General features: G+C 72.8%; 15 protein-coding genes. 3 read left to right on the top strand and 12 right to left on the bottom strand.

Features of this window, described 5'->3' with window-relative positions; all coding sequences use genetic code 11:
- Positions 1-8: 8 nt before the first annotated feature.
- The 10 genes from AB0J66_RS19845 to eccD form a co-directional block, all read right to left on the bottom strand.
- Positions 9-3,314 carry a right-handed parallel beta-helix repeat-containing protein gene (locus AB0J66_RS19845; RefSeq protein ID WP_364662385.1) on the bottom strand — a complete coding sequence of 1,102 codons (3,306 nt, stop codon included), beginning with the start codon at positions 3,312-3,314 and terminating at the stop codon, positions 9-11.
- Positions 3,311-5,251 (bottom strand): hypothetical protein, encoded by a 1,941-nt coding sequence (locus AB0J66_RS19840; RefSeq protein ID WP_364662383.1) that lies wholly within the window; start codon positions 5,249-5,251, stop codon positions 3,311-3,313. Before AB0J66_RS19840 ends, AB0J66_RS19845 begins: the two co-directional genes overlap by 4 nt.
- An 83-nt stretch (positions 5,252-5,334) precedes the next feature.
- Positions 5,335-6,417 carry a hypothetical protein gene (locus AB0J66_RS19835; protein ID WP_364662380.1) on the bottom strand — a complete coding sequence of 361 codons (1,083 nt, stop codon included), beginning with the start codon at positions 6,415-6,417 and terminating at the stop codon, positions 5,335-5,337.
- Between the two features lie 66 nt (positions 6,418-6,483).
- The gene (locus tag AB0J66_RS19830; RefSeq protein WP_364662377.1) at positions 6,484-6,900 is read right to left on the bottom strand and encodes a YbaB/EbfC family nucleoid-associated protein; all 417 of its coding nucleotides are present in this window, start codon (positions 6,898-6,900) and stop codon (positions 6,484-6,486) included.
- A gap of 26 nt (positions 6,901-6,926) precedes the next feature.
- Positions 6,927-9,593 (bottom strand): hypothetical protein, encoded by a 2,667-nt coding sequence (locus AB0J66_RS19825; RefSeq protein WP_364662374.1) that lies wholly within the window; start codon positions 9,591-9,593, stop codon positions 6,927-6,929.
- 100 nt (positions 9,594-9,693) lie between these two features.
- Positions 9,694-10,179 carry a hypothetical protein gene (locus AB0J66_RS19820; RefSeq protein WP_364662371.1) on the bottom strand — a complete coding sequence of 162 codons (486 nt, stop codon included), beginning with the start codon at positions 10,177-10,179 and terminating at the stop codon, positions 9,694-9,696.
- A 91-nt stretch (positions 10,180-10,270) separates the two neighbouring features.
- Positions 10,271-10,561 carry a WXG100 family type VII secretion target gene (locus AB0J66_RS19815; protein ID WP_364662369.1) on the bottom strand — a complete coding sequence of 97 codons (291 nt, stop codon included), beginning with the start codon at positions 10,559-10,561 and terminating at the stop codon, positions 10,271-10,273.
- 27 nt (positions 10,562-10,588) lie between these two features.
- Complete coding sequence (locus tag AB0J66_RS19810; protein WP_364662366.1) at positions 10,589-10,912, bottom strand: WXG100 family type VII secretion target; 324 nt, start codon at positions 10,910-10,912, stop codon at positions 10,589-10,591.
- A gap of 76 nt (positions 10,913-10,988) precedes the next feature.
- The gene (gene eccB, locus AB0J66_RS19805) at positions 10,989-12,395 is read right to left on the bottom strand and encodes a type VII secretion protein EccB (protein ID WP_364662363.1); all 1,407 of its coding nucleotides are present in this window, start codon (positions 12,393-12,395) and stop codon (positions 10,989-10,991) included.
- A 1-nt stretch (position 12,396) separates the two neighbouring features.
- Positions 12,397-13,779 carry a type VII secretion integral membrane protein EccD gene (eccD, locus tag AB0J66_RS19800; RefSeq protein WP_364662360.1) on the bottom strand — a complete coding sequence of 461 codons (1,383 nt, stop codon included), beginning with the start codon at positions 13,777-13,779 and terminating at the stop codon, positions 12,397-12,399.
- A 178-nt stretch (positions 13,780-13,957) separates the two neighbouring features.
- On the opposite strand from eccD, the gene eccCa reads away from it, so the two are divergent.
- Complete coding sequence (gene eccCa / locus AB0J66_RS19795) at positions 13,958-17,878, top strand: type VII secretion protein EccCa (RefSeq protein WP_364662989.1); 3,921 nt, start codon at positions 13,958-13,960, stop codon at positions 17,876-17,878.
- A gap of 144 nt (positions 17,879-18,022) precedes the next feature.
- On the top strand, positions 18,023-18,556 hold the full coding sequence (locus AB0J66_RS19790; RefSeq protein WP_364662357.1) for a hypothetical protein: 534 nt from the start codon (positions 18,023-18,025) through the stop codon (positions 18,554-18,556).
- 81 nt (positions 18,557-18,637) lie between these two features.
- Here AB0J66_RS19790 and AB0J66_RS19785 read toward each other — a convergent pair whose 3' ends face one another.
- On the bottom strand, positions 18,638-19,831 hold the full coding sequence (locus tag AB0J66_RS19785; RefSeq protein WP_364662354.1) for a S8 family serine peptidase: 1,194 nt from the start codon (positions 19,829-19,831) through the stop codon (positions 18,638-18,640).
- 254 nt (positions 19,832-20,085) lie between these two features.
- Here AB0J66_RS19785 and AB0J66_RS19780 point away from each other — a divergent pair, with 254 nt between their 5' ends.
- On the top strand, positions 20,086-21,243 hold the full coding sequence (locus tag AB0J66_RS19780) for a cobalamin biosynthesis protein CobQ (RefSeq protein WP_364662352.1): 1,158 nt from the start codon (positions 20,086-20,088) through the stop codon (positions 21,241-21,243).
- Here the strand turns inward: AB0J66_RS19780 and AB0J66_RS19775 are convergent.
- Positions 21,194-23,032 carry a hypothetical protein gene (locus AB0J66_RS19775; protein ID WP_364662349.1) on the bottom strand — a complete coding sequence of 613 codons (1,839 nt, stop codon included), beginning with the start codon at positions 23,030-23,032 and terminating at the stop codon, positions 21,194-21,196. The genes AB0J66_RS19780 and AB0J66_RS19775 overlap by 50 nt on opposite strands.
- Positions 23,033-23,096: the final 64 nt, after the last annotated feature.

Below are 23,096 nucleotides of genomic sequence, written 5' to 3'. Positions count from 1 at the left end.
GCACCGGGTCAGACCGGTATCGAGACGTCCTCGACGGTCAGGATGCGCAGCTGGTCGACCGTGGGGGACGCCAGCGCGCGCAGCCGGCCGGCCTGCCGGGTGATGGCCTGGTCCAGGACCGTACGGGCGTAGCGGCCGTTGCCGAACGTCGCGCCACGCTCGACCAGCTCGAAGTGCCGGCGGATCGCCGCGAGCGTGGCCCCCGGGCATTCGTAGCCGTTGGCCAGGGCCGACTGCTGGAAGATGGCCACCAGCTCGTCGGGTTCGTAGTTGGCGAAATGGATGCGCCGGGAGAACCGGGACGCCAGGCCCGGGTTCGCCGCCAGGAACTGCTCGATCTCACGCTCGTAGCCGGCCGCGATGACCACGACGTCGTCGCGGTGATCTTCCATCAGCTTCACCAGCGTGTCGATCGCCTCCCGGCCGAAGTCGTTCTGCGCCCCGGCCGGCGCCAGGGTGTAGGCCTCGTCGATGAACAGCACCCCGCCCCGAGCCCGATCGAACGCCTCCCGCGTGCGCTGCGCGGTATGGCCCACGTACTCGCCGACCAGGTCGGCCCGGGCGACCTCGACGAACTGGCCCCCGGCCAGCACGCCCAGCGCGGTCAGCAGTTCGCCGTAGAGCCGGGCCACGGTGGTCTTGCCCGTACCGGGCGGTCCCGAGAAGACGACGTGCCGCGACAGCGACGGCGCAGGCAGTCCGGCCGCGACGCGGTTGCGGACCGTCACGAGCAGATCGATCAGCTCCGAGACCTCCCGCTTGACACCGGCCAGGCCGATCATGGTGTGCAGTTTGGCCACCAAGGCGTCCACGTCCTCGGCCTGATGAGCTCCCCCGTCCCGCAGCCGTCCGGCCGGCTGCGCGCCGAGATCCTGGGGCAGCAACTGAGCCAGTTCGACCCCGCCGCCGCTGCTGTTCTGCGACAACCGGTACGCCTGGCGGCCGATCATCTCCTCGAACACCTTGCGCGCGACGCGGGCGTTGCCGAAGTTCCCGTCCCGGGGAATCCCGTCGAACAGCGCCTGCAGCGCGACCCGGGTGTCGTACTCGAGGGAGTAGTGATGCACGCTGCACAGGTTCTCGACGATCGTCACCAGCTCGGCGGTGGAGTAGCTCTCGAACTCGACCGTCTTGGCGAACCGGGAGGCCAGGCCGGGGTTGGATCCAAGGAACGACCGCATCTCGGCCGAGTAGCCGGCCACGATCACGACGACCTCGTCGCGGTGGTCCTCCATCAGCTTCACGATCATGTCGATCGCCTCCCGGCCGAAGTCGGGCCCGTTGCCGCCCTCGCTCGACGAGAGCGTGTACGCCTCGTCGATGAACAGCACCCCACCGATCGCCTCGGCGAACCGCTCCTGCGTCTTGACCGCCGTGCCACCCACGTGCTCGGCCACGAGATCGGCCCGGGAGACCTCGACCAACTGGCCGCCCTTGAGAACTCCCAGCGCCGCCAGAATCCGGCCGTAGAGGCGGGCGACGGTCGTCTTGCCGGTACCGGGCGCGCCCGCGAAGACCATGTGCCGGGACATCGGTGGGGTCGGCAGCCCGGCAGCGGCCCGGCGCATGCTCACCCGGTGCAGGCCGACGAGAGTGGCGACTTCCTGCTTGACACCGGCCAGCCCCACCAGCTTGTCGAGTTCGGCCAGCAGCGGGGTGGCCGGGTCGCCGGCCGGCAGCTCGGCCCGGGCCGCGGCGCCGGGCCGGGCCGCCGTGACGCCGGCCGCCGTGGGCCGCGAGGGTGTCGTCACGGGTGGAGCCGGTGCTTCCCGGGTCACCAGCGCGGTGCCCGGCACCGCGTGCCGGATCGGCTCGCCGGCGTTGCCTGTCTGCCGGCCACCGACGACCGTGACCGGCTCGGTAGTCTCGAGGAGCACGCCGTCGCCGCCGTTGTCGATGACCTCGCACTCCTCGAGCCGGCCACCGGATCCGGCCGCGAAACGCACTCCGAGGTCGTTGCCGTGCACCCGGCAGCGGTGTGCGTTCATCCAGCCACCCGACCGGACCAGGACGCCGGCCTCCTTCGCCTCGGCGATGTCGCTCGAAGTGATCTCCACCGACCCACCCTCGGTCACGTTGAGCCCGGTGCGGGCGCCGCGCGTGGTGAGCTCGTCGGCGGTCAGCGTGGCGCGGTCGGCGACCACGACCGCGGCGGCACCGGCGCCCTCCACGGTGGCCAGCCGCACGACGGCCCGCGCCGATTCGGCCAGTCGGATCCCGTATTCGGACCACTCGCGAACGGTGAGCCGCTCGACGACGGGCGTGCTCGCTCCACCGATCACGACGCTCGACGTGCCGCCGGTGACCGCCGAGTCGGTCATCGTGCCGCCCGCGGAACCCAGGTAGAGGACGGCGGCGTCGCCGGTGCCCTCGATGATGGCCCGGGACAGGTGCGGCCGGGACGAATCAGTGACGGCGAGGGTGGCCGACCCCGGCCCGGCCGAGGCGCGGATGTCCGCGAACCGCCCCGTGGCCCGGCCGGTGACGAGGACCGCGTGCCCACCGGCGCCGGTTATCCCGGTCCGCTCCACCGAGGGGTCGGCGCTGCCGGAGAGCACCAGGCCGTGGCCGCCGACTCCGCGGATCTCGCAGTCGTGGACGGACGAGGAGCCGCCGGCCATGACGATGCCCGGGCCCTGGGTGTCGTGGACGACCGTGTGGACGAGGACGGCTGCGCTGTCCGGCTCGACCGCGACCGCCGCCCCGCCACAACCGCTCAGATCGCACCGCTCGAAACGGCCCCGGCCGCCGCGAGTGATCAGCACGCCGATCCCTCGGCTGCCCGTGACCGTGCAGGCCACGAACGCCGGGTCGGCGCCGCCGCTGACGACGATCGCGGTCGAGGCCACGTCACGGATCACGGTGCTCGTGACCGCCGCGTTCGCGGAGCCGTCGACCAGGATCCCGGCACCGGCCGGACTGCTGACGGTGCAGTCGGTCATGTCCAGCCGGCCGGACGGGACGTGCAGGGCCAGGACGCCACGCCCGTTGATCTCGCTGTCGATCATCGTCAGCGTCCCCCGGCCGACCTGGACGGCCGGCAACGAGTCGCCGCCACCGGTGAGGACGAGCCCCCGCAGCGTCGCCCGTCCGGTCGCCGCGAAGACCGCCGGGCCGTCGCCTCCGTCCACCGTGACCGTGCCGCGCCCGTCCTCGGCGACTACGGTCACCGTCCCGGACAGCCGGACCTGTTCTCGGTACGTGCCTGGCTGCACCACCACCGTGGCCCCGGGCGCGGCGGCGGCCAGCGCCGAAGCGATGCTCGGATGGCTGCCCGGATCGGTCCGGGACACCGTCACCAGGTCGTTGCTCACGCTGTTCCACCTTCGTCTCGTCGGTCGCGATAGGGCCGTCCGGCCGCGTCCAGTCCGGGGGCGAACATCGTCCGGTGTTCGGCGCGGGCGGGCGGTCGCCGCCGCGGCGTCTCCCTGAGCTTCGAAAGGATGCGATCCACGCTGTCGGGCGGGGCCGGCCGCGCGGGGCGCCGGGCCCGCGCGGCGGAGAGTTCACGCAGCAGGACCCGGACGGGTACGCCGTCGTTCTCGTCGACCGCGAGCACCGCGAAGCGGCTGCCCGGTGCGAACAGCACGGCACCCTCCGCCGCGCCCAGCCCGGACAGCCGGTGGGCGCCGGCCGACCAGATCGCGACCTCCATCTCGCCCCCGCCCGGAGCGGACGGGAGCCGGTCCCCGTCGAGGAACGCGGGCTCGACCAGCTCCTCCCCCGGCCGGTAACCGGCCAGCACCTCCCGGGCGGCCGGCACGCTGCGATAGACCGGGCCGAAGACCGGCGGCAACCGGCGCAGTCCGAGAACGGCCTCACGCGCCAACAGCTCGATCCGCTCCGGGTCCTCCTCGGACTCGCCGCGCAGGCCCGCGTTGAGCGCGTCACGCTCGGAGTCGAGATAGGCCCGCAGGGCGATCAGACCGGTGGTGACGTCCCCGCCGGCCAGGGCCACCGCTCGCAGGCCCGGCTGTTCCGCCAGCGCTTTGGCGACCACCCGCGCGTGGGCGTCGTACCGTCCACCCAGCACCCGGCGCAACGCGGTACGCCGGGCACCGGGATCATCGCCGGCCGCGTCGGCGGCCGGAAGCCAGAGCGGCCGGGCCGGCGACCACCGGCGCCCGACCGTTTCATCGGACTCGACCGAAGCCGGTTCGGGGAGAGCCGGGGCGGAGGAACGGTCGCCGGCAGAGGCGGGCGGAGGCGGCGGCACCGGCGAGAGCCACGGCCCGGCCGGCGCCGCGGCGCTGGCCAGTACGGACAGCCAGTCGGCGCCCAGCGCGACCGGCAGCACCTCGGCGGCCGGCTCGGCCGTGACGACGGCCGCCGGTTCCGCCTCGGCGGCCGGCTCGGGCGTGACGACGGCCGCCGGTTCCGCCTCGGCGGCCGGCTCGGGCGTGACGACGCCCGCCGGTCCCGCGTCGGCGAGGACGCGGACCGCGGCGTGGCGGGCTCCGACCTGCTTCGCCGGCGCCGCCGGCGGCGCGACCGGTTCCCCGGGCGGTCCCGGAAAGACAGCCGGCAGCGAGGGTACGGCCGCCGGTCCACGCGCGCCGGGCCCGGCCGAACCGGCGTGGCCGAGCCCGAGCCGCGGGCCGGCGTCCGGTAGCGACGTCGTCACCGGTTCCGGCTGGGCCGGCCCCGGAGACCCGGCCCGCCCGGCCGGTGACGGCGCTCGAGGCGGCAGCACGGGGCCGAGATCGTCGATCCGGCGAGGACCGCGATCCGAGGCCGCGAGCGGCCAGAACCGCCGGAAGGTGCCCCGGGTCAGCAACAGGCCGCCGGCGGTGACCGCGACCTCGTCGCCGCCCACCACGAACGGTTGCCCGAGAGCGTCGGCCAGCGCGCCGAGCGGCAAGCCGCCCGGCGGCCCGACCGGCAGCAGCACCACCGCGCCCACCGCCGGGCCCACCGCCGCCGCCCGCGCGACCAGGACCGCCAAGTCATCGGGAGCCAGCGGCCGGGGACCGAGCCGGAAGCCCGACCCGGCCACTTCGCATTCGATAAGGAAACCGGCCGTGACCGGCATGGTCACCACCGGATCGCCCTCGAGGAACGACCACCCGGCGGGCGTGGCCGAACCCGGCAGGGTGATGTCGCCGGACGCGGATTCGGCCGCCGGCGCCGCGGAACGGACCGGTGGCAGGAAAGGCCGCCAGTCCAGGGGCGGCCGCCGCGTCGGCCGTGGCGTGAACCCCTTCCCGACTGCCCGCATCTCCCACCCGGCGTCATCGGTCGCCGCCGGCATCTGTCGTCCTCCTCAGTGTCGGCCGCCCCACCGCCAGGGGTACGGCGGGTCCGAGGTGATCGTCGATGGACGGACGCCGAAGTTCATCGGGGCCCGGCGGCAGCCCATGTCGGCAGGTCGTAGAGGGCACCGAGCGCCCGGTGCAGGGCGACGCTGCCGACCGGGGGCGGGGCATGGCCCGCATCGGCGATGTGCCGGAGCAGATCCTCCTCGGGCGCCAGACCGTACCGGGCCAGGTAGTAGACGGTGGCGTCCGTCCATATCCAACGGCCGTCGGTGCGGTAGCCCATCGGCACCGATGGGCCGGCCCGGGGGTCGAGGACGTCGGCGGCCCGGTGCGGGACGGCCAGCAGCGGCGTTCCGGCGGCCAGATAGCCGGCGGCCCGCTCCGCCTCGTCGTCCGCCAGCCGCCGGTGCAGAGGATGGAAGGCGCCCTGGCCGTCGGTGGTGCGCTCGTCGAACAGCGCGGCGATGCGGACCAGCGCCGGGGGTGAGCTCGCCCAGACCAGAGCGGAGTAGCTCAGCGCCGTGCGCTGCAACGGCGGCAGCGATCCGGCATCATTGAACGCTTCCACCTGGGGAGTCGCCTCGCCCACTTGTTCGAGAACCGACTGCAGCACCGCGGTCACCTCCGGCAGGTCGGCGTCGTCGGCGCCGCCGACCTCGACCAGATAGATCCGGCGTGGCGCCGGCCACGAGACGCCGGTCGCCGGATAACGCCACGCCCGCCACACAGCGACCGGAGTGACGTGTTCCAGGTCGGCCACCGCCCGGGCCACGGCCACATCCATCTCGTCGGCCCGGCCCGGCCCGTCATATCCGCCGGTCAGATCGAGACAGTAGGGCAGGCGCTCGGCCACGAGCTCCAACTGCTCGGGCGGGACCGGCGCGAACGCGAACGGCGCCACCGGCATGACCGCTGCCTCGTGCAGGCTGTCGGCCGCCCGGACATCGGGCAGCAGCGACCGCAACAGAGCCGCGTCCTTCGGCGTCACCGGCACCCGGGCCGCGGTGGCGGCGAAGACGACGGCTCCCGAGAACTCGGGCAACGCGCCCGCGTCCAGCCAGAACCGGGCTTCGGTCAGCACATCGTCACCGATCAGGCCGGCCAACCGGAGCAACAACCGATGGCACGCGCCGATGTCGACGATTTCCAGTGGGGTCACGACCACCTCCTTTTCCCTGCTCGTCGTCGACGGCGGCCGCGAGTTCACCGCCGACCCGGGCCGCGGTTACTGACCGGCTCCCGGAAACGGTCGCTTGACCTCGTCGAAGGTGCTGAGGATCCGCTTCATCGCGGCGTCGAAGTCGACCGGCCCGGACATGATGTCCAGGCTGGGGGTGCCCTCCGGGAGCAGACTCTGGAACTTGGCGGCGACCTTCTCCCGGGCCTGGTGCTGCGCCGACTTCACCGTCTCGACGACCAGCGCGGCCAGCTCGGCCGGCGCCATGCTCCGGTAGGCGTTGGTCAGGAACTTCACCTCGGACAACTGTCCCTGGCCGTCGACCACGGCCATCACGGCGCGGTTCTTGGCGGTGACCGTGGTGCTCTCGTCCCGTAGATCCTGCTCGAACCCCGCGATGGCGGTCTTGCGCTTCTCGAAGTCGGCCAGAACCTGTTCGAGTCGGTTGTGCAGCGGGCTGGTCATGAAGGGTCCTCCTGCTGTGCGAGATGTCAACGAGACCGTCCGGTCGCGCGGCCGCTGCCGCGCGCCGGTGTCCGTGGGCTGGACGGCGCCGGCGCCTGGGGCTGCCACGGTGTGGGATCGGCCATTTCGTAGTCGTCGGTGTCGTCGCGGCCGAAGACCGAGGGAACCAGATCGGGATCGGTGCCCCAGATCTCTTCCTCCTCGGTGAGCCAGGTCGTTCGTTCGCGCTCCTTCTCCTGGCCCGGTCCGCCCACCGACCCCATGCCACCCATCGGCGGCATCATCGGCATGCCACCGGTCCCGGCGCCGGCCGCTCCGGCCGAACCCGCCGTTCCGGTCAGGCCTGAGGCCCCGAGACCGGCCACCGCGGCGCCCGCGGCCGTACCGCCCAGGGCACCGGCGGCCGCTCCGCCGGCCGAGCCGGCGGCCGAGCCGGCGGCGCCGGCGGCGAACCCTCCGGCGAGTCCGCCCGGATCGGCCAGGCCGGACCCGCCGCCGGGCACCGTTCCCAGCGGGCCGACCGAGAAGCCGGACGTGGGCTGCTGACCGTTCGACCCGAGCAGTGACGACGTGTCCGGGATGCCGCCATCACCGAGAGCGCCGCTCGTGCCTCCGGCCACCGACGGGCCGAACCCCGGATCGAACGATCCCGGCGTCGCACCGGCCGAGCCGCCATGACCGCCAGCGAGCGAGGCTGGGGTGCTCGAGCCGAGATCCGGCAGCGTCGCCGAGGAGCCGCCCGGCGCACCGATGCCTCCGACGTCGTCACCGGCGGGCGAGCCGGTCGCCGGCAACGACGGCAGCCCCGGAGAGCCCGCACCGGACGAACCGGCGCCGGACACCGCCGATGAGGAGACACCCGCGTCGCCGATGGGCGGGGCGGACGCGCCGCCACCGGCCGGGACCGACGCGCCGGGATCGATCTGACCGCCCAACGGGCTGGACGTCGTGAGCGCGGACAGCGACGGGGCCGTGCTCGAGCCCGCGCCCGACGGGTCGGCGCCGGGTACCGCGAGCGACAAACCGCCGGTGCCACCGACCGGCGAAGCAGATGTCCCGCCCCCGGCCGGGACCGGGCCGCCGGGCGTCAGACCGTCGATCGACGGGGTGAGGGCGGCCGGATCCACCGCGGCCGGTGACACGGTCCCGATGCCGCCGCCGGCCGGGTCGGCACCGTGGACGCTCCCGTCGTCGGTGAAATCGTCGAGGCCGTCGGCGACCACACCGCCGCCGGTGGCCGCGGGCCGCCGGTCGGCGGTCGGCCGGGCCGACAAGAAGGCCGGTAGCGCACCGGCCCCGGTCCCGGCGAACGTGCCGGTGTCGCCCGCGCCGAACGGTGCGGTTCCGTCCAGGGCGCCCACGCCGCCGCCGGACGGGTCGACGCCGTCCGGGTCGAATGTCGACGCGCCCCGGTCGGCCGGGCCGGCGCCGCCGCCGAACCCGGCGCCGGCGCCGAACCCGGCGCCCGGCGTCGCCGAGCCACCCAGGCCCCCCGACGACCCGCCGCCGGGCAGGGTCACCGCACCACCGGGACTCACCGGTGAACCGCCGGCGAAGGAGTTCCCGCCGCCCACTCCGGCGTCGCCCGGCCCGGCGCCGCCACCACCACCCAGGACCGGAGGCGTTGCCGCGTCGCCCCCGCCACCGCCTCCGCCTCCGCCTCCGTCGGGCGGCGTGAATCCGGCACCCGCATCGAACCCGCCGGATCCGGGCAGCTGAGCCGATCCGCCGGCCGATGATCCCGTGCCCGACGAGGGTGGCGGCGGGTTGTACGCGCGGATGTCGGTCATGTTGAGCCGGGTGTCGTCGAAGCTGTTCATCAGCGCCGCGACCTGGTTGGTCATCGTCTGGTCGAGCTCGTTGACCTCGTTGCGCCAGAAGTTCTGCATGTCGGTGTTGAGTTGCGCGAAGACCCCGCTGTCGAGCATGTTGTAGGTGCGGGCCCCGTTGCCGAAGTCGAGGGTCATGGGCCAGTTCTGGCGGTCGCGTAGTGGACTCGACCGGGCCTGGGCCTCGATCTGGTTCAGCGCGTCGGCGACGATCCGCGACGGGTCGGGTTTGTAGAGGTAGTAGTTGTTCCAAGCCGACTGGACCTGACTCCAGAAGGTCCGGGCCGCGGCCGCGTTGTCGTGCAGCATCTGGACCCAGTCCTTGTTGGTCTTGATGTCGGTCTCGAGCATCTTCAGCTGGTCCCGCAACTGTTTGAGGATGGTGCTGAACGCCTGCGCGGCCGAGCCCTGGAAGTCCGATCCGCTGCTGTCGACCTGCGACAGCTGCTGCTGGATCCGCTGCTGGGCCTGCCCGAGCCAGACCCACGTGTTATAGAAGCCCTCGGCCGCGGTGTCCATGCTGGCCGGATTCAGCACCGATCCGGTGGGCCCGCTGCCGAGAGCGTTGTTGGTGTGGGTGAGGAACTCGGCCACGTAGTGGTCGTGCGGTGAGTTGCCCGTGCCGCCGTCGTACCAGTTCACCAGGCCTTCCACGACCAGGTAGGGGGCCACGATCTGCGTGCCGCCGTATCCGGCCGGGTAGTACTCGGCCTCACTGAGGATCGGAGCGTAGAAGTTGAACCGATTCGCGCCGGGGGTGCCCGTAGGAGGTTTCTTGCTCGCGTAGACGTTCGTGGCGCTGATCCACGGCATACCGACGAAAGCGTTGCGGTCCATGGCCTGGGCGCCCAGGACCGTCATCATCCCTGACTCCCAGGGTTTGCTCGGGTCCATCGGTTGAGACACGGTCGTTCCTTCCGGCGTTACAGGGACTCTGCGGCGAGCGGCGGTGCGGGGAGCCGGGTCAGGCCGTCGGGCTGGAGGTGGTCGTGCCGCCCGTGACGCCGGACCCGGACCCGGCCCCGGTACCGGAAGCGGGGGGCGTCGGCGGCGCGGGGAGGCTTCCGGACGCGCCCGACGACCCGGAAAGGTAGGGCTGGACGTCGGACAGCGAAAGATTGTCCAGCTCGGCTTTGTCGGACATCGCGAGGATGTGATCGAGATTCTGGGAGTACTGGTCGAGATTCTGCGCGATCTTCGTCAGCGTCTGGTCCATCTGCTGGGCGACCGCGGTCACCCGGGACTTGAGCTGCTGGCCGTTGGCGAAGTTGGTGTGACCGGCGACCAGCATCACGCTGTTGAGCGGCATGCCGTGCGGGTGGGCGACGTCGTTCGGGTTCTGGCCGCCCCGCACCGGGGTCACCTGATTGCGCAGGTCGTTCAGGTGGTCACGGAGACCGGAGATGAAGGTGGAGTCGACTTTGATGCTCTGGTGGGAACCGGCTGCCATGGTTTCTCCTCACAAGCTCGAATCTCATTTGAAGCCGGGCGCAGCCGCCGGCGCGGGACGCACGTCCGGCCCGCACCGGCGGCGTCGTGGATCACCGGGCGAAGAGGCTCGCGCCCTGCGCGTCGGCGTTCAGGTAGTTGTCGGAGATGGTGTTCAGCGCGCCGATCTTGGTGGTCATGGCGTCCTGCATCTTCGCCATGCCCTGGTTCCACCGGGCCTGCGCGTCGGCGTAGTTCTCGATCGCGTTACCGGCGTTCTCGGCGTTGTACTGCTGGGCCCGCTGCTGGAGCTGCTGCAGCGAGTCCTGCAGCTTCGAGGTCAGGGCCTGCATCTGCGAGATGGCTTCCTGCTGACCGGCGATGTTCGCGGAGTAGCTGACCATGATGGGTCCTTTCGGGTGGTGGGGCGATCAGGTCCAGCTGGCGCCGGACAGCGCACCGGCCGCGGCCTGAGCCATGTTGTCGTCCTCGGTGGTGGTGGTCAGGCGGGCGAACGACTGCATGCTGCCGTCGATCTCGGCCAAGGCGTTGCGGACCTGGTTGAGCCCGTCGAGCCACTCGGTCATGCCCTGGTGGAAACGGTCGGCCGCATTGCCCTGCCAGGCACCGGACAGGGTGCCCTGGACGGTGACGCCACTGTTGCGGGCGGCGTTCTGGTCCTCGGCCGCCGTCTGGAACGCCTGAAGCAGGGCCCGGGTGGAGGCCTCATCGATCTTCTTCTGGTCGCCTGCCATTACCTCTCCTCGTTCGCGTCGACCGGCCCACGGCGGGCCGGCTCGGGTCCGGGCGGTGACGTGCCCGCCCGGCGTATCACCCCGATCCGGACGCCACGGCAAGCGCGGGCCCGGTGGGGAGCAGGTCGAGCAACGGCGACGGAACCGGGCGGGCCTCGAGGACGGAGAAGCCCAGACGGCTCGCGTCACCGCTGCCGGGGACGGGATATTTGACACCGGCGTCGGTGACCAGGTAGCGCGTCGAACCGAGCGCCTGGTCGATCCGGCCGGCCACGACCAGACCGCCCTGCCCCGGCTCGACCGTCACCGCGGCCGCGGTCCGGGAGTCCAGCCGGATCGCCAGATCCTGGGTGACCAGGTCACCGGCCGGAGCGGGGGCGTCGGCCGCCACCTCGGTCCGGCCGTCGGACATCCGCTGGCGTACGCACCAGGCAGCACCGTCCGGCGGGGCCGTGACCAGCTGCGGGGGCGCCGCCGGCAGTCCCGTCGGCAACGCGGTCATCCGGGAGACCGGCAGGGCCGCCAACGCCGCCGGGCTCAGCGGCACCGGCTGCGCCGGCCGGCCGCCGTCCATCGCGGCGGCGGCCGGGTCGGCGATCTCGATCGCGTAGGCGAGCGGGCCGAGCGGCATCAAACCGTCACGCTGGAGCAGAAACCGGCGCTGCTCACCGGTCTCGGAGGTGGCCACGAACAGCTGGCCCACCCGGCTCGGGTGCCCGTCCACCCGCGGGCCGGCGCCACCGCGGCCGGGCACGACCGGTGGCAGCAGGTCCGGACCGGCGGCGATCGTCGCCAGCCACGTCTGCTGCACCTCGGCCGCGGGACCGTCGGCGCCGAGCACCCGGGGCAGCCAGGCGGCGCCCAGCCGGAAACGCCGCTCGTCGGTGACCAGATACTGGTCGCCTCCGGCGGTGACCAGCAAGGCCCGCGAGGGACCCAGCGCGGGACCGGCCGGCCGGCCCGACGACATGATGCTCAAGGTGGTCACCGGGGTCACTGCACCGGTCGGGCCGGTGTCCTGGACCGCGCACGCCGACCACACCTCGCCGGTGACGAGACCGGGTGAGGGCAGCGCGTCCGGGGCGCCGACGATGCCCACCGGCTGGCCGTGCGCCACCTCGCTGAGCGACTTCCGTGACGCCGACACCACCGTAGGGCGGGTGCCGAGCAGCAGCAGGGCGGACGCGTAGTTGAGGACCGGCCGCAGCCGGCCGTCGAGGTAGACGAACCGGCTGCCGGTCTCCTTCTCCACCACCAGCACCCCGGGTTTGCGCCAGCCGCTGGCTCCGCCGGGTCGGACGAAGCCGTACACCGTGACACCGACGATGATCAGGATGGCGATCAGCAGGCCCACGACGGTGCCGGTGACGATCCGGCGGTGCGGGCTCTCGTGGGTGTCGGGGTCGGCCACGACCAGGGCGTTGACCAGCCGGCTCCACACGTAGGACTGGGCCTGGACCTGGTCCCGGCGCGACTGGGCCATCTCAGCCGCCGATCGCGCGGGCGGCGCCGTAGAGACCGAGAACGGCCGCCGTGACCGGCAACAGAGCCACGGTCACCAGCACTTGCAGGACATCGGCGAGCCGGCCCCAGATCGGCATCGCCCGCCGGCCGTCCCAGCGTCGACCGGTCGTCAGCGCCCCGAGGGGGACGACGACGACCGCGACGACCGCCACGCCGAGACCCGTTCGCTGCGGTAGGGCCGCCACGAGGTGCAAGGCACTCAGCGGCAGACCGGCCAGCGCCGGCAGCGCCACCGCGAGACGGTGCCATCCGCTGGTCATCGGGCGGACCGCCAGCAGCCGGGCGACGGCGGCCAGCCCCACCAGGGTGACCGGAGCCCAGCCGGGGCTGTCGCCCAGCACGACGGCCGCCGCGGTACCGGCCAGCCCCAGACCCGTGTGCAGGGCGGTCATGTAGTTGTCGGCCGTGAGCGCCTGGGCCAGGACGAGTTCGGCCGGTTCGGGGTCGATGTCCTCCTGCAGATGCTCGGGCCGGGTCGGCAGCGGCGCGATCCGGATCCGGGCCAGACGCACGGCCGTGGCCGGAACCAGGACGATGCCCACGGTGCTCAGCGTGAGCACGACAGCGGCCGCGCCGGGGCCGCCGGTGACGCCGAAGGTCATCAGGGCCGTGCCCGCGGCCCCGCACACGGCCGCGGCCATGACACCCGCGACCATCGGCCCGGCGAATCCCATCAGGACTCCGGCCAGTGACGCCGCCGCCCCGAGCAGCACCGCCGCGCAGAACAGCCGCGGACCGGCATCCCCCGGCGACTCGCCGGGGACGATGAAGCCGGCCAGCCCGGCGTACCCGATTCCGATCATGGCGGCGGTCAGGCCGAACAGCCGATCGCCGAAGGAGCGGGCGAAGACGAACCCGGCGGCCAGGCTCACCGCCGCCACGAGGGCGGCGGCCGCGGCCCGCAGGCCGGGCATGCCGGGGGCGGCGATCGCGGGCATCGCCGCCAGCGCGGCCAGGACAGCCACCGCGGCCGACGCCCAGCGGGCCATCTCCGGCCGCCATCGGCCGGCCCGGTCGGCCACCCCGGCGGCCAGCCCGTCGGCCAGGTCGTCGAAGTGGATCTCGGGCAGCTGCTCGGAGCGTGGTCTCAGGTAGACATCGGCGCCGTCGGTTAGCCCGAGTGCCTCCACGGTGGCGTCCTCGTCGAGCGGTGGACCACCGAGCCGCTGCAACACCCAGCCACCGTGCGCCAGCCCGGCGTCGGCGGCTGCGTCACCGAGATGATGCAGCAGGGCCGGCAACAGGTCGGCCACCACCAGCCCGGCCGGCACGGCGATCTCGATGCGCTGATCCCGGCCATGCACCACCAGGCGGCACATCTCCCCACGGGTTGCAACCGTCACGACCCTGTTGTCGGAGCCCGGGACGCCCGGTTCATCCGGCAGAATATTTTCTCCATTCGATGATCTACCGGACACCGCGACCGATGTAGATGCCGGACGGGTCCGCCGACCCGTCCGGATGGAGGTCTCGGTGAGCACGGTGCTGTTCAAACGGCCCGCCCGGCGCGGTGGGCCGGCCATGCCCAGCGGCGAACTGCAGCTGCAGGAACCACCGGCATTGCCGGAGACACAGAACCAGGGCATGCGCTCGGCCCTGATGGTGCTGCCGATGGGCCTGATGTCCGGCGTCATGCTGCTGCTGTTCGTCGGGACCTCACGCGGCCCGCTCACCTGGATGATGCTCGGCATGATGGGTGTGGCCATGGGCGGCATGGCCGCCGCCCAGGTCGCGTTCGGCAGCGCCGACCGACGGCAGCGGGTGGGGGGTGACCGGCGCGACTACTTGCGCTACCTGGCACAGAACCGCAAGCGGCTGCGGGCCAATGTGGCCGGTCAGCGTGACGCCGCCCAATGGCAGCACCCCGACCCCCGGTCCCTGTGGTCGCTGACGATGACCACCCGGCGATGGGAACGCCGCCCCACCCATCCCGACTTCCTGGAAGTCCGCGTCGGCACCGGCCGGCAGCGGCTGGCCGTACGGATGACGCCGATGCAGACGAAACCGGTCGAGGACCTCGAGCCTCTGGCGGCCAAGTCACTGCGCCGATTCATCCACGCCTACAACGCCATCGACGGCCAGCCGGTCGGGTTGTTCCTGCGGGGCTTCGCCGTCATCCGGGTCGGTGCGGCCGGCCGCGACGACGCCCGCGCGGTCGTACGAGCGCTGCTGTCGCAGGTCGTCGCCTTCCACGCGGCCGAGGAAGTCCGCGTCGCCTTCTGCCTCGACGCGCAAGGCACCGCCGCCTGGGACTGGGCCAAGTGGCTGCCGCACTGCCAGCACCAGACCGACCAGGACGGCGCCGGGTCGGTCCGCCTGGCCGCCGGCACCGAAGCCGCGCTCGAACGCCTGCTCGGCCCCGACTTCGTCGCCCGGCCCCGCTTCGAGACGGGCAGCGCACCGACCCAGGACGAACCGTACGTGATCGTGGTCCGTGACGGTGGTCGTATCGCCAACGGCGCCCGGATGGCGACCGGCGGCTACCGGAACGCGGTGCTGATCGATCTCGACGACGAATCCCCGGCGGCCGGCAACGGTCAGATGACGTTGCGCGTCGACGGCGACGACCTTTTCATGGTGCGTCGCGACCGGGTCGGCGGCGAGGTGACGACCCGGATGGCCACCCCGGACCGGCTCAGTGAGACCGGCGCCCGGTCCCTCGCCCGGATCCTGTCGCCCTATCGGCTCGGCGTCATCACCGAGCCGACCACCGACCGCCTGAAGACCGATTTCGACCTGGGCACGCTGCTGGGCATCGAGGACCTCGCCCGGGTCGACACCGGCGTGCTGTGGGCGCCGCGCTCACCGGCCGACCGGCTGCGCGTACCGATCGGGGTCGACAGCACCGGAGCGGCGGTCGAGCTCGACCTCAAGGAATCGGCACTCGGTGGCATGGGACCCCACGGCATGCTCATCGGAGCCACCGGTTCCGGCAAGAGCGAGCTTCTGCGTACGCTCGTGCTGGCGCTCGCTGCCACCCACTCCTCGGAAACCCTCAATCTCGTCCTGGTCGACTTCAAGGGCGGTGCCACCTTCCTCGGACTCGACCGGCTGCCCCACACTTCGGCCGTCATCACCAACCTGGCCGACGAGGCCGCGCTGGTCGGGCGCATGCAGGACGCGCTGCACGGTGAGATGGTGCGCCGGCAGGAGCTGCTGCGGGCGGCCGGCGGCTACAGCTCAGCTCTCGAGTACGAACGGGCCCGGGCCCAGGGAGCGCCACTCGACCCGCTGCCCACGCTCTTCGTGGTGGTCGACGAGTTCAGCGAGCTGCTGGCCGCGCACCGCGACTTCATCGAGCTCTTCGTCATGATCGGCCGATTGGGACGATCACTGGCCGTGCACCTGTTGCTGGCCTCCCAGCGGCTCGACGATGGCCGGATCGGGCAGCTCGAATCCCATCTGTCCTATCGGATCGGGCTGCGGACCTTCTCCGCCATGGAGTCCCGGTCGGTCATCGGGGTGCCGGACGCCTATGAACTGCCACCCGCCCCCGGCAACGGCTATCTGCGGACCGACGTGTCAACGCTGATCCGCTTCAAGGCGGCCTACGTCTCCGGCGCGTACCGGCCGCGAACGCAGCGTGCCCCACAGGAACTGGTGCAGCGCCAGGTCGTCCCGTACGTGCTCGACGAGGTACCCCTGCCGACGGCCGAGGTCGTGCCTGCTCCGGCCGAAGCCGACGAGGCGCTCAGCGAAAGCGTCATGTCCGTGGTCATCGGTCAGCTGGTCGACCAGGGGCCGCCCGCGCACCAGGTGTGGCTGCCCCCGCTGAGCAACCCGCCAACGCTGGACGAGTTGCTGCCCACCCTCGCCCCCGACCCCGAGCTGGGGCTGGCTGCCCCCGAATGGGCCGGCAACGGCAAGCTGATCGCGCCGATCGGCTTCATCGACAAGCCTTTTCAACAGGTTCGCGACCTGCTGGTGGTCGAACTGGCGGGCGTCGGCGGCCACGTCGGTATCGCCGGTGGCCCCCGCACCGGCAAGAGCACCCTCATGCGCACGCTGATCTGCGCGCTCGCGCTGACCCACAGCCCCCGCGAGATCCAGTTCTACTGTCTGGACTTCGGCGGCGGCGCCCTCGCCTCGATCGCCGGACTCCCCCACGTCGGCAGCGTCGCCGGTCGCCTCGACATCGACCGGGTCTCCCGCACGGTCAGCGAAGTCCTGAACCTGATCTCGCAGCGGGAACGCCGATTCGCCGACTTGGGGGTGGACAGCATGGTCACCTACCGGCGGATGCGGGCCGGCGGTGCCGTACCGGACGACCCGTACGGCGATGTCTTTCTCGTCGTCGACGGCTGGTTCACCCTGCGCTCGGAGTTCGAGACACTCGACGCGGGGATCCGCCAGATCGCTGCTCAGGGCCTCAATTTCGGCGTCCATCTGTTGCTCACGGCGGCCCGATGGTCCGAGGTCTACCACGGCATGCGCGACCAGATCGGCACCCGACTGGAGTTGCGCCTGGGCGACCCGGTGGACTCGGCCATCGACCTGCGCCTGGCCGCCACCGTCCCGCAGCTGCCCGGGCGCGGGCTTACCATGGACAGCCTGCACTTCATCGCGGCGCTGCCCCGCATCGACGGTGTCCCCGGCGCCGACGACCTCGCCGACGGCCTGCGGGACATGGTCACCGTGATCGACGAGTTCTGGGACGGCGATCAGGCGCCCCCGGTACGGACGTTGCCCACGGTGCTGGAGGCGCGGACGCTTCCGGCGCCTACCGGGGACGTGAGGATCGCGATCGGCCTGGACGAGGACCGCATGCAGCCGGTCTGGCACGACTTCGGCGAGCTTCCGCACCTGACGGTGCTCGGTGACAGCCAGAGCGGCAAGACGAACGTGCTCCGACGCGTGGCCCACGCGATCACCGAGCGCTACACCCCGCAACAGGCCCGCATCTTGTTCGTGGATTACCGGCGCCAACTGTTCGACGCCATCCCCGAGCCGTACCGGCTCGGCTATTCCGTGTCGGCCGACTCGACCCGGGCCACGGTGAGCGACGCCGTCGCCGGGCTCGGCCCGCGCATGCCGGGCGCCGACGTCAGTCCCGAACAGCTGCGGCGCCGCGACTGGTGGACCGGCCCGCAACTGTTCGTCCTGGTGGACGACTACGATCTGCTGGCCGGCCACGAATCGCCCCTGTTGCCCCTGTTGCCCTATCTCGCCCAGGGCGCCGACATCGGCTTCCATCTGGTCGTGACGCGCGGCGCGGCCAACGTGATGCGGATGTCGATGGACCCGTTGATCCGGCGCATGCAGGAGACCAATACCCCCGACCTGGCACTGTCGTGCCCGCCGAACGAGGGCCCGCTGCTGGGCAATGTGAAGCCCCGCCATCTGCCGCCGGGACGGGCGCTGCTGTGCACCCGGCGCGGTGGCCGGCTCATCCAGACGGCCTGGCAGCCGGCCGAGGACCGGCTCGAGCAGACAGTCAGCTAGATCGCGGGGCCGGCCCTCGAGGCCTTCGGACGCGGTGACACCGGGAACGCCGAGTGCCTCGCTCGGCTCGACCTGGCTCGGGCACGGCAGTCCGGCCACGCGGCCCTCGAGGTCAGCGCGCTGGCCAACCTCGCGCGCGTCGCCGTGCGCCGCGGTCGGTACGACGTCGCCGGGGACATCGCCGCCGCCATGCACGACCGGGCCCGTGTTACGGGCGAACGCCGCCTGGAGAAACTGCCTTTTCACGTCATGGCCAGCATCGCCCGGCTGTCGGGTGACCTGCCGGCGGCCCGGCGGGCCTTCGAGGAAAGCGTCGCGCTGCACAGCGAGCTCAGCGATGCCGCTGGGGTCGCGATGGAGCAGCTGAATCTGACCCACGTCGAGCTGGACCTCGGCAACGTCGCGCGGGCCCGACAGCTCTTCGACGCCAGCCGCCGGTACCTCGTGGCCGCGGGCGACAGCGCTTCGCTGCTGCCCGCGCTGGCCCTGCTGAGCGCCGTCCTGGCCGAACATGACGGCCAGGTGACCACCGCGGCCCGGCGGCTCGGCGCGGTGGACGAGTCGATGACCGCCGTCGGCAAGGTACTCGATCCGGACGACGCCCTCGTCCGTGACGGCCTCAGCGAGCGCCTGGCCGTCGCCATGGGGGGAAGCGGACTTCGCCACCGCCTACGATGAGGGCCGATCGCTGCGGTTGACGGAGATCCTGGCCTCATGATCAGGCCGCCGGCGCCGGGCGAGGTCGGGAGCCGGCGGTGTTCAGGGACGGCGCCATCCCCGCCGGCGTCCCTGACGCACGGCGACAGCGACCAGCCAGGCCGCCGCGGCGGCGGTGACACCACCCAGGGCGACCACGCCCGCTGTCCGCCCGGCCGTGCTCGGACGCGGCGGGTGGGGAGCGGCGAGCGTCCGGACCGGACGGGGCGCCGCGGAAGACACCGCAACCTCCGGCCCGCTGACCGCCGCGTACAGGTCGAGTTCCGGACCGACCGGCGAGGGCTGAGCCGTCGCGGTGAGCAGGTGCCGTACCCGGGCCCCGGGCAGATCGGGCCGATAGGCCCGGACCAGGGCGGCGGCCCCCGCAACGTAGGCGGCGGCGACGGCCGGGCCGCCGACCGTGTAGTTCCCGCTGCCCGACGGGCCCACGCTGAACGCGTCGCTGCCCGGCGCCAGCAGGTCGAGGCCCGACGACGGGGAGAGCGACTGCACCGGCGCCCCTGAGGCGTCCAGGCCACCCACCGCCAGGACGTCCGGGTCGGCGGCGGGATACCAGACCGGCGCGGACCGGCCGACGCCGGCGCTGTCGGCCGGCGACTGATCGGCCACCGAGGCCACCACGACGGCGTCGCGGGCGATCGCCGTCCGCACCGCCGCCCGTAGCCGGGCATCGGGTGTCGCCGTGCCCATACCGACCAGGATCACTTTCGCTCCGGCGGCGGTCGCCGCCTCGATCCCCTCGGCCAGCGCACCGTCGGGAACCTTGCCCCGCTGATCGACGACCCGAGCCGGAAAGATCGAACTCGCCGGGGCCACACCAGTGAGCACACTGCCGGGAGCCGGGCGGGCGGCGACGATCGCCGCCAGGGCCGTGCCCCGGCCCAGGCAGTCGGCATCACCCGAGCCGCCGGTCAGGACATTGCGGCCGGGCTCGACGGCCCCCGACAGGCCGCCGGCTCGGGAGCTGACGCCGGTGTCGACCACGGCGACCCGTACGCCGGCACCTCGCGTCAGTGGCCAGGCGTCGACCGGCTGTACCCGTTGGAACGCCCACGACGGCCGGCCGGCGGTGATCGGCGACGGCCCGACGCACCCACCGGCAGTCGCGTCGGGCAGAGCCGGCGGCGCGTCACCGGCATACCGTGGCGGCACCCCCGGCGCCGGGGCGCCGGCCAGCGTGACCACCACCCCGGCCATGATCGCGACACCGATGCGGCTTGCCGCGGTTCGCCCCACTTGCTGACCCCGTCCCTTCGCCGCCGGTCCCCATCCGACTGTCGGAAGGCACCGACCGGAGTTCATCGACGCGCGGCGGTTATCCCTGGCCGACGTCGCGTGGGCCCACGGCGGGTGATGACGTACAGTCGGATGCCGAGGACAGCCGGACCCCACACCCGTCCTCGTCCCGTTCCCTTTGCCGCCTCCCCTCACCGTTGCGAGCCGCCGTGCCTTGGCACACCGGCCGCCGACCGACAGGGAGCCGACCAACCATGACCGCGCACATCGAGGGCACACCTCCGCTCAACGAGCCGGACGACTTCGGTACCGCGAAGTTCGACCGCGACGCCATCGCGGCCGAGGTGACCGACCGGGCCGCAGCCTCCGGCGGCGTTCCGCCGTCACCGACCGGCCGCCCGGTCCGCGCGCCGGAACCGGACTCCACCATGTGGACGGCACCCGCCCCGGTGTCCGCCCCCTCCCTCGGCGGTACGCCATCGCCAATCGGCCTCGACGCCCGCCCCGCGCAGTGGGGCTGGCGGGGACGCGCCAACCGCCTCGCGCATGGGGCTCTCACCATCGGGGCCGGTCCGGAGGAACGACTGCACCGGGCGGCGCGCCGTCGGCTCCTCCGTCCGTTCAAACGGGCGATGACCGTGGTCGTCGCCAACCCGAAAGGGGGAGCGGCCAAGACGCCGACTGCGCTGCTGGCCGGGGCCACGCTCGGCTTCCACCGTGGCGGCTACACACTGGTCTGGGACAACAATGAGACCCGGGGCACGCTCGGCATCCGCGCCGAGGACGCGCCGCACGGGCGGACCGTGGTCGACCTGCTCCAGGACATCGACGATTTCCTGTCCGTATCGGCCAGCGTGGGACGGCTGTCGGGCTATCTGCGACCGCAGAGCGCCCGGTTCGACGTCCTCGCGTCGGATGACAAACCCGGAGCGATGGACATCATCGACGATGCCGCGGTCGCCAAGTTGTGGACCGCCCTCAGCCGGTACTACCGCCTCCTGGTGGTCGACACCGGCAACAACGTCCGATCCGCGAACTGGCGAGCCGTCACCGATCTGGCCGATTGCCTTGTGGTGCCCACGACAGTGCAGAGCGACGTGGCCGACAGCGGCCTCTGGATGCTCGACCATCTGCGCCGCAGCGGTCACCAGAAGCTGGCCGCCAACGCCGTCGCGGTCGTCTCCTGCGCCGACCCGAGGACCGACCCCGAACTCCTGCGGCAGATCACCGAGCGCTACCGGGAGGTGGTACGCGACGTCGTGGTCATCCCCCATGATCCGTACGTCCGCTCGGGCGGCCGGATCGAATACGACCACCTGGCCGTCGCCACCCGCCGGGCCTGGTTGCTGGCCTGTACCTCGATCATCGACTCGCTGGGGCTGGCCGACCAGCGGGCGGAGCCTCCGAAGTGACGGCCCGACGGTAGGCGAGGACGAGCCGGCGAAGTGCCTCCCGGACCGCCGGGTCCGGGAGCCCCGCTTCGGATCCGTCGACCTCCCGGACCAGGGCGACCCTCGGTACGACCGGGTCGGCTTCGTCCAACTCGACCAGGTGGAAGCGGGTTCCGGCGGCGAAGACGTAGGCGTCGGACTGTCCCGGCAGCCGTCGTCCAGTGACCGACCAGACGGCGGTGAGCGGTCCAGCAACGGGCACCGGGCCGGCGATGAGCGCCTCCGCGGCAACCAGGGTCTGCCCCGGGGCGACGTCGTCGACCTCCCAGGCGGCCAGCAAGGGACCGGCCCAGCCGGCACCCCCGTCAGCCGCCTTCGGGGCCGGCGCGCTCTCGTCGGCCGCCCGCAACCTGCCGGTGACCTCGCCCGCCGGCGGCCTGAGGGCGGCCGGCGGCGCGGGCACGGACGGTGCCGGAGTAGGCGGCTTCACCTCGGGCGCCTCTGGTGTGGACGGCGGCTCAGGTACCGGCTCAGCAACCGGTGACGGCTCGGGCACCGGCTCGGCAACCGGCAGACGGGCGGGCGGCGGCTCGGCGGCGGTGACCGTTGACCCGTCCGCGGCCGTTGCCGTGGTCGCGGGCTCCTCGGCCGGCGCGATCAGCGAACCGTCGGGGGTGAGTGTGAAGATCGGACCGAACCGGGCGGTGACGGCATCGGCGCCGGCCCAGCGATCCGCGTCGGTGCGGTCCACCACCAACCGGAGCGTGGCGGCGAGATCGGTGGGCAGGTAGGCCAGGGCCTGGCTGAGCAGTGAGGCCACCACACCGGCGTCCGCGGGCAGGCCCGGGTCCAGAAACAGGAGTGGGTGGCGGTCGTCCATCGGGACGCGGCGGGCGACGTCGGCAGCCGAGGTGTCCTCGGCGTTCCGCAGCCAGAAGCCGCAGCGCACGACTTCCACCGCCCATCCGGACCCGATCCGCCACCACGGCGGACCCTGTCCGGCCCATCGGGTGAGCACGGGGGCCACGCCGGCGTGGTAGGCGAACCGCTGCCCGAACGGCTGCCAGGCGAGGTCGCCCGGAACACCGCCGACCACGTCCACGTCTCCCCCGTACCGGGCCGCGAGACGTTCGGCCAGGCGGTGCGCCCGGGCCTGGCCGCCCGCGTACGGGACGAGCGCGACGCGACGGCGCAACGCTCGCGGCACCGCCTCGAGGTCGGCCTGGGCTCCCCGGCCCAGAATCAGCGCGGGCCGAGACGGATCCATCTCCAGCGCCAGGATCCCCACATCCGGGGCGGGTGACGCGCCGCGCGGATGCCACAGGAAGCCGGCCGGGACGGCGGTGAAGGGCCCCGACGACAGGACCTCGCCCGTAACCTCTTGCCACGACGGCGCGGGATGACGCGCGCCCGACCGGCCGACGGCCGCCCCGCCACGGTAGGTCTCCCACCGGCCGCCGACGACGAAGAGCAGACCGGACGGCAGCAGCATCACGACATCGGTCGGCGCGACCACCTCGACACGGAGCCACTCGGACAGGCGACCGGCCACCTCGCGGCGGCCGGCGTGCGACAGCACCAGCCGGATCGCCCGGGTACCCACCGGAAGCCGCTCGGCCAGGTGGCTCGCCAACTCCGCCACCGGCAGCGGAGGGTCGGCCGCCACCACGACGACAGGCCGGCCCGCCTCCCGGGCGATCCGGCGGACGATCGATGGCGACGGCCCGGCGAGACCACGGACAAGGACCAGGGAGTCCCCGTAGGCCAGGACCTGAGGCATCGGATCGGGGTCCGGCGCAGTAGCTCCCACGTCGTCAACCGTCGTACGCTGGCGCGGCAAGTTCACGCGAGACCGGAAATCCGCGGCCGCTCCG

This window comes from Actinoplanes sp. NPDC049598 (assembly GCF_040675435.1).
Taxonomy (GTDB): domain Bacteria; phylum Actinomycetota; class Actinomycetes; order Mycobacteriales; family Micromonosporaceae; genus Actinoplanes.
This window is presented reverse-complemented; position numbering and strand designations above follow the sequence as displayed.